This is a genomic window from Geminocystis sp. CENA526 (assembly GCF_050753365.1).
Taxonomy (GTDB): domain Bacteria; phylum Cyanobacteriota; class Cyanobacteriia; order Cyanobacteriales; family Cyanobacteriaceae; genus Geminocystis.
Genome location: NZ_JBLZFY010000146.1, coordinates 1 through 7,606 on the forward strand (window position 1 = coordinate 1; position 7,606 = coordinate 7,606).

At 33.9% G+C, this 7,606-nt stretch carries 5 protein-coding genes; 1 reads left to right on the plus strand and 4 read right to left on the minus strand.

What is annotated here, in order from left to right; all coding sequences use genetic code 11:
• Positions 1 to 206: 206 nt before the first annotated feature.
• The 3 genes from ACN4EE_RS21130 to ACN4EE_RS21140 all read right to left on the minus strand — a co-directional run bounded on the left by ACN4EE_RS21130 (position 207) and on the right by ACN4EE_RS21140 (position 3,160).
• The gene (locus ACN4EE_RS21130) at positions 207 to 1,391 is read right to left on the minus strand and encodes an ATP-dependent 6-phosphofructokinase (protein ID WP_431708484.1); all 1,185 of its coding nucleotides are present in this window, start codon (positions 1,389 to 1,391) and stop codon (positions 207 to 209) included.
• Between the two features lie 177 nt (positions 1,392 to 1,568).
• Complete coding sequence (locus tag ACN4EE_RS21135) at positions 1,569 to 2,207, minus strand: 7-carboxy-7-deazaguanine synthase QueE (protein ID WP_431708485.1); 639 nt, start codon at positions 2,205 to 2,207, stop codon at positions 1,569 to 1,571.
• Between the two features lie 329 nt (positions 2,208 to 2,536).
• Positions 2,537 to 3,160 carry a biotin transporter BioY gene (locus ACN4EE_RS21140; RefSeq protein WP_431708486.1) on the minus strand — a complete coding sequence of 208 codons (624 nt, stop codon included), beginning with the start codon at positions 3,158 to 3,160 and terminating at the stop codon, positions 2,537 to 2,539.
• Between the two features lie 398 nt (positions 3,161 to 3,558).
• Between ACN4EE_RS21140 and ACN4EE_RS21145 the strand changes: the two genes are divergently transcribed.
• Positions 3,559 to 5,256, plus strand: a complete 1,698-nt coding sequence (locus ACN4EE_RS21145; RefSeq protein ID WP_431708487.1) for a potassium channel family protein — start codon at positions 3,559 to 3,561, stop codon at positions 5,254 to 5,256.
• Positions 5,257 to 5,650: 394 nt separating this feature from the next.
• On the opposite strand, the gene ACN4EE_RS21150 is transcribed toward ACN4EE_RS21145, so the two are convergent.
• On the minus strand, positions 5,651 to 7,162 hold the full coding sequence (locus ACN4EE_RS21150) for a DNA methyltransferase (protein ID WP_431708488.1): 1,512 nt from the start codon (positions 7,160 to 7,162) through the stop codon (positions 5,651 to 5,653).
• Positions 7,163 to 7,606: the final 444 nt, after the last annotated feature.

Genomic DNA, 7,606 nt, shown 5'->3' on the forward strand with positions numbered 1-7,606 from the left:
GGGAACTTTTGTCTTTAAGGCAATAAACGCTTGGGGAGAGGATGCCTCTATTTTGATTGGTAGCAATACCTGTCAGGGTAAGCAACCTCTATGAACCAAGAATCCCACGTACTTCGGTCGTGGGAGTGTCAATTGATATGATGAAGAATTGGGAATGAAGACTAGAAGACTAAGGTAGTTAACAACTATTCACTATTCACTGTCAACTATTCAGTATCGACTAAATTAATGGTATGGGGATGATAATGGGATTCTCCTAAATAAATACCTAATGAAAGAGCAGTTCTGACCATGAAACCTTCAGGATCGACAGGGGCAGGACAAGTATTTTCTTGATGACACCATTTAATCATGGGCATAATTTGCTCTAAGGATTTACTTTCGACACTGCCATTTTGCCAAACTACTAGGCGGTTATAACATTCTTGTTCAATTAAGTCTAAGGCTTTGATACCAAATACTGTTGCTAAAATTCGATCGAAGGAACTAGGTACACCACATCTTTGCAAATGTCCTAAAACTGTGGCACGAGTGTCGATCGTGTCTAATTCTTGATTATTACCATTAGAAAGACGGTGACTATAATCTTTGATTAAATCCGCTAAAGTCTCCGCAATATAAGCATCTTTTTTATTATCTAATCCGTGGACTCCCTCAGCGATAACCACTAAGGCAAATTTGCGTCTATCCCTTCTTAATTTGGTAATATACTGACAAATTCCTTCAATGGTTGCATCCGTTAATTTGGGGGTTAATTCAGGGATTAAAATACAATCAGCACCTCCTGCTATTCCTGCGTGTAAGGCTAAATGTCCAGCGTCTCTACCCATGACTTGAACTACCATAATTCTTTCATGACTGGCAGCAGTAAAAGTTAAATCATATAAGGCTTGAGTTACCGTATTACGAGCTGTATCAAAACCAACCGATCGTTCGGTAAAAGCCACATCATTATCAATGGTTTTCGGAATAACGACTAAATTCCAACCGCCTTTTTTCGCTAAATCATAGATAATATCAAGACTGCCATCCCCTCCAATAGCAATTAAAGCATCTAAACCAAAACGCTTATACCCTTCTAAAATATCTTGGGTTACACTTTCTTCAGCAGGATTTCCTCTACTCAAAGAACCTAATACACTACCACTCATAAATTGAAGCACATCTAACCCTTGTAAAACACCCGGTACATCGTAACCATGAGGTTGTAGCCTTAGGTCTTCTACTTGTAATTTACCTTTAACCACATCAATAAATCCATCTGTACCCCTAGGAATTCCGTAGATTTCCCACTGTCTAAGATTAGCGTATTTGACCACTGCCCTAATAATAGCATTAAGTCCGGGGCAGTCTCCACCACTGGTTAAAATACCGATTTTCTTCTTACTCATAGTTATCTTGTTCTAATGGAAAATTGAGATATTGTTTTAATGTTTTACTTATTTATAGCAATCTTCTTGAGATTGGGATCAGAAAAAGTCCATCAATGAGTAATAAGTAGGGGGTGAACAAAAAGTATTGTGATGAAGGGTGGTAATAGGTAAGCGGATTTGGTAGCCGATTAAATTTTATCTAACACCTAAAAATTTATGAGTTTGTAAACTTAAACGCCATTGAGGATGACGAAGAATATACTCAAAAATTAACTCCTTACTGAGAGGATTTTCCCATTGAGGTTGTAAATATTTAGGCACATTATCAGCAATTTTACTAGCTTCTAATTCAGCAAAAATAAAGTCATTTTCATTATCAATAATTACTTTTAATTCTCCTACATGATTATAAATACTTTCATCGGTTTTTTTATAGGGTTTAGGGGAAAAAGTTACCCAATCAAAATCTCCCGTAAAAGGATGACTTCCCGAAGTTTCTAAATGAGTGATATAACCTTGTTTTTTTAGCACATTAGTTAAAGGAAAAAGATTATGTAATAACGGTTCTCCCCCCGTAATAATGATATGTTTAGTATTAATATTAAGGAGATTATTTACTATATTTTCTACGGTGAATAAAGGATATTTTTTCATAACCCAAGTTTCTTTTTGATCACACCAAGGGCAAAAAACATCACACCCTGCTAAACGAATAAAAAAGGCATTTACACCACACCAAAAACCTTCTCCTTGAATAGAGTGAAACATCTCTACCACTGGATATTCATATTTTAAATCAAGACAATTTTCTTCTTTATTCTTATTTAATAGCATATATTTTTAATTATTTGTACTGATTAAAAAACCTATTATTTAAAATAATTTTAAGTTTAGATAATTACTTATAATAAAACTTTTGCGTCTTTGCGTCTTTCCATGAGATTCTATCATAATTATTTAACCGAATCTCTGATAATTTTCTATGTTTAAGCAACAATATTCGATCGAACTAATTAAAAACAAAATATTGATTTATACCTCACAATCAAACCAAAAAAACTGAAATAAGCTAAGGCATATTTAACTTATCTGGAAGTTACACACTTGTAGCAAAAATCAAGGGATTGAGATTCCTTCGCTAGACTCGGAATGACAGAATATCATTAATATAATAAGAAAAATCTGAGGATAAAAGCAATAACAGAAACGGCACAAATCAAGGCAATTTGAGCAGGAAAAGGAGTGATAGAATACCAATTAATAGCATCCCATAAATAGGTATCACTTAAAACATTACCAAAAAGAGGAGTGATAAAAGTATAAAGAACGAGATAAATTATACCAAAGATATGGACTACTAATAAGCCCAAAAAAGCACTCATAGCAAATAACTCTAAACGGCGTTTACCGGGTAAGACTAAATAACCACATAGCCACGCACCGGGGATAAAACCAAGAATATAACCAAAACTAGGATATTGAAAATACTCTACACTACCGCCCTGATAAAAAATAGGTAACTTAAATAACCCCATAATCACATAAGAAATTTGAGCGTAGGTAGCCGCATTTTTTCCTCCCATTAATCCCGTGAAAAATACCCCTGCTAATTGATAAGTAATACCCAAAGAGGAGGGTTTTAAGTTTTCCAAATCACTGCCAGTGACGGGAAAAAAGACAAATACTTCTACAAAAGTACCAAAAATGGTCAACATTAAACCAATTAATGCCCAAAAAAATTCGTTAATGGGAGATATTTTCTGTGGTGGTAAGCTATTATTTTTCACTGATATAAGGAAACAAAGCAGAGGGTATTTGATGAAATTAGACTCACGAATTTGTCTGAAAAACAAAAGGAAATTATCGATATGTTTCGCAATGACACAATATCGTTATTCTTGTGTAAGTACTAATCAATTATTAAGTATCAGCTATTAATTATCAACTGTCAATTTTTGATTTTCGATTTGTTTGTCTTGTTACATTCACAATCACACAAGTCAAGGATAATCGATATATCACTGGTTAAGAAAGTAACTAAGTTAAGATTTTATGGTTAGTGAGCGTAACTATTGAGTCTTGAAAATGACTTCATCGCTTACCTGTTGCCTCTTGCCTACCTCCATCATTTTACTTCAATACAAACTAGCTTATTAATGATTGATAAATACTTGAGTTAAAAAATATGAAACCTTTAATTATTGTCTCTGGTTTAGGGTGTACGGGTTATAAAATCTATAATTTATTGAAACAACAGGGCGCTAATGTGGTAGGTATCACCGATCGAACCATGACCACTCAAATCGATGATAATATTATCATGGGTGACTTACGCTCCCCTCAAGTATTAATCCAAGCAGGAATTAAACAAGCCTCTACCATCGTTTTAGCCAGTAGCGATGATGCTTTAAATGTTGCAGTATTAACTCAAGCTAGAGTTTTAAACCCGAAAATACGCATCGTTAATCGTATTTATAATCATACCCTAGGGGCGAGGCTCGATCGAACCTTAACCGATCATTTTAGTATGAGTGTACCATCTTTAGCCGCACCTATCTTTGCCTTTTGTGCTTTAGGAAATAAAGCCATTGGACATTTAAAATTATTTGATCAGACGTGGGCATTACATGAAGAAGTTATTACATTAGAGCATCCTTGGTATGGATTAAGTTTAGCTCAATTGTGGGATAATCTCGATCAAATGTTGATTTATTACTTACCCAAACATCAAGAAACAGATTTAGTCTCCGCCGTAATTAATGATCAAGTATTACAATTAGGAGACCATTTAATTGTCGCTGATAAAGCAAAAATGAAGAAAAAACGAGGCTTTTTTCTCTGGAAATGGTGGAAAGTATTTGTAAATATCAATACCTATAAACAATATGCTCAATCCATTATCATGGTGACGCTGACTCTGTTAACCTTAATTTTCATCGCCACTTTTACTTATTTGTGTGTAAATTGGGAAATTTCGCCAGTGGATGCCCTTTATTTTAGCGTTGGGATGATTACTGGGGCGGGAGGAAAAGAAGAAGTAGCGGAATCTGCACCCGATATTATCAAAATATTTACCGCCGTGATGATGATAGTTGGCGCTGGTATTGTCGGTATTTGTTACGCCTTAATCAATGATTTCGTCTTGGGTAGTCGTTTAAAACAATTTTGGGATGCCGCCAGAGTGCCAACCAAAAACCATTATATCATCTGTGGTTTAGGTAATGTCGGTATGGAAGTAATTAGAGAATTATCCAGTCAAGGGCATGAAATCGTCGTTATCGAACCAGACCATAATAACCGATTTTTGCACTCGGTTCGATCGATGGGCATTCCTGTAATAGTAGAAGATGCTTCCCTAGCAGATACCCTTCACAGCGCCCATATAGAAGACGCAGAAGCCATTATTATTACCACCAGTAACGACATGATTAATGTGGAGATAGCTTTAACCGTCAAAGCCTTAGTCGGAAAAATTCCCGTTATCCTAAGAATCCAAGACAACCAATTTGCAGAATCCGTTAAACAAGTATTTCAATTTGAGAATGTGTTATCTCCTACGGAATTAGCTACCTATTCCTTTGCGGCTGCGGCTTTAGGAGGAAGAATCTTAGGTAACGGCATGACCGATGATTTATTATGGGTAGCATTAGCCACTATAATTACCCCTAATCATCCCTTTTGCGGTAAAGTAATGAAGGAAATTGCCACCTTGTCAGATTTTGTACCCCTTTATATCCACCGCAACGGCGATAATATTCACGGTTGGAACTTATTAGAAACAACTTTAACAAGTAACGATGTTCTTTATTTAACCATGCCCGCCACTAAATTAGATCAACTATGGCGCATATCTCCTAATTCTCCCTTATTAATTCATTCGTAAGTATTTTAGAATTTACACACCTTTAACGATATTTCGTCATTCCGAGAGTAACGAAGGAATCTCAACCCTTTGATTTTTGGTACAAGTGCATAACTTCTAAAAATACTAGACTTCAACCAGATTTTAGTAACGGTGGAAAGAAAAAAATTGCGATTTTTCTTGACTTTTTTCTAATTTTTGGTAATAATAGAAAATATAAAGATCATAATGGGAATCTGACTGTTTGTCTTCAAAATTGGCAATATTTCTATTATCTAAATTTTATCAAAAATGTCAAGGATTGTCAATGAAAATCTCGAAACAAAAGCGTTTTTTGTGTAATGCTTAAAAAATGGTTCGCTTATATTTAACCCTGACAGGCAAGATGCCTGTTTTACGAGAGGGGGAGATTTTGTCAATCAGAAAAGTTAATTTTGATTTGATCGCTTTTAGTTTCCGTTTGTTTTTCAGCACTTTTTAACACTTCTAAGACTAATCTTATATCAAGTCTTTTTTGTTCTTCTATTATCTCTCTTACGGTAACGATCGAAATTTTGTCCACAGGATTACTCATAAATTTACTTTGATAAATTCCAGCCTCTTTTGCAGTCTTAATCATGTCTTTTGTCGGTTCATTAAGAGTAAGAAAAATTCCTAAAGTAGCCTCGTTTATGGCAATAGTGCCTAATAAATCTCGAATATCACCTGATTTTACCTTACCAGACTTGACTTGAATGATAATTTTTTCTGGTTTATCTTTTCCACTGTCAAAATATGCGATGCCGTCAATACCTTTATCAGCACCTTTTTTATCGTTAATTATTGCCCTATTATTGGTATAGGTTAAAACTGCCCATTTTTCAAATTCTTTACGGGTTCGATCATCTTTTTTGAGTGCCAATGCTTGGGCAGATTCTATATCTTTAGGGATACCATTAAGGGTAATATTTTCTAAAACTTCTTTCCCGAAACTGTCTTCTAATCGTTTAATCACTACCCCAATACTTTGATAAGTTATATCAATGCCTATCCATTTTCTATCTAGTAATTGTGCCACTTCGATCGTTGTACCGCAACCGCAAAAGGCATCTAATATCACATCTCCTTCATTACTACTGGCTTTAATTATTCTCTCTAATAATGCCTTTGGTTTTTGGGTGGGATAGCCTAATCTTTCTTTTGCCGATGGATTGAGAGCTTGTATATCTATCCACCAATCATTCGGTAAAACACCTTTATCTAAATAATATCTATATTCTTTACCATTTTTTATGTTTCTTTGATATAAACGACCATTTTCATCTTCTAAAATAGGTTCGTGCATTGTGGAAGTATCTCTATCTAATCTAACACAATTATCATTGAATAATCTTTTTTTTGATTTACAATAATAAAATATAACATCGTGTTTTCTAGGATAAAAATTATTTGATCTTCCACCTGTATCATAACACCAAATAATTTCGTTAACAAAATCACCTCCTTGAGAACAAAAAATGGCATCTAAAACTAATTTTAAATAATGAGAGGCAGTGGGATCACAATGAAGATAAAAACTCCCTGTTGGCTTTAAAACTCGATGAATTTCTACTATTCTTAAAGTTATATTTACCAGATAAGCAAATAAACTTCCCTTCCCTAAAACTGGCTCTAATCCACAGATTAAATCAACGGTTTTTTGCGAGAATCTACCGTGATAATTTTCTTTAATTTCAGCTAAACCAATATTAGCTAAATCATCCCATGTCCAAGTATCAATAAAAGCCTGTGCTTGGGCGCGATCTTCTTTCCCTATATTGTTATAAATTTGGTTATAATTGCGCTTAGAATTAAAGGGCGGATCGATATAGCATAGATCGATCAATTCATCTTTAATATGCCTTCTCAAAACTTCTAAATTATCGCCATAAAATAATTGATTATTCATCACCAAAACCTATCAAAATATTTTTAGAGTATTCTTTCAAGATAACTTCTTTTTTAAATTTTAAATTCTTTTGTAACAATATTTAACATATTGATACTATGGATTGAATATCTGATTTAATATGACGATATTTTTTAGCTATAGCAAACAGTTATGATGTGTGAGATTTTTAGATTAATCTCCTCTGATTAAGCAGGATTTTTTCATTCTCAAATTTTGGTTTAATTGAAAATTATAATTTGCCACAAATAGGTGCTTTTTTATTATTAGAAAAAACTTCAATATTTTTGGGAAAAATTAATTCACTTTAGTCACCTCAGTTCGAGATAAAAATTAGATTAAATCGATCGCTCTTCAGCGGCGCTGCGCGATCGAATCATAAGAATATTTGATTAAAAATTATGATAAATTGATTTTTTATAGCTATTTACTAAATTTAATGAA